The sequence below is a fragment of the Clostridium boliviensis genome (assembly GCF_033342255.1).
Taxonomy (GTDB): domain Bacteria; phylum Bacillota; class Clostridia; order Lachnospirales; family Lachnospiraceae; genus Lacrimispora; species Lacrimispora boliviensis.
Genome location: NZ_JAWONS010000304.1, coordinates 1 through 510 on the forward strand (window position 1 = coordinate 1; position 510 = coordinate 510).

1 protein-coding gene is annotated in these 510 nt (G+C 64.7%); it reads right to left on the reverse strand.

All coding sequences use genetic code 11. From position 1 onward, the window contains the following. Positions 1-88: 88 nt before the first annotated feature. A partial coding sequence (locus tag RZO55_RS21640; protein WP_500683315.1) for a GMP synthase (glutamine-hydrolyzing) occupies positions 89-510 on the reverse strand: 422 nt, incomplete at its 5' end.

Sequence of the window (510 nt, forward strand, 5' to 3'; positions counted from 1 at the left end):
AAAGCCATGAAAAAGTGCCGGATCGGGGTGTGCCGCAGGGGCGGACACCCCGATGGAGCCCGATGGACGATTTACCGGTCTGAAGGACCTACTCCCACTCGATCGTCGCCGGCGGCTTGGAGGTGATGTCGTATACGACCCGGTTCACACCCTCCACCTCTCCAACAATCCGCCGGACGATCCGATCCAATACGTCATAGGGGATGCGCGCCCAATCGGCGGTCATGCCGTCGACGGAGGTGACGGCCCGGATTCCCACGGTATAGGCGTAGGTGCGGGCATCCCCCTTCACCCCGACGCTGCGGATGTCGGGAAGGACGGTGAAATACTGCCAAATCTCCCGGTCGAGGCCGGCTCGGGCGATCTCCTCCCGCAGGATGGCATCCGATTCCCGGACGATGGCCAGCTTTTCCTCCGTCACCTCGCCGATCACCCGAATCCCCAAGCCGGGGCCGGGGAAGGGCTGCCTCCACACGATCTCCCGGGGCAGACCCAGCTCTTCCCCCACCC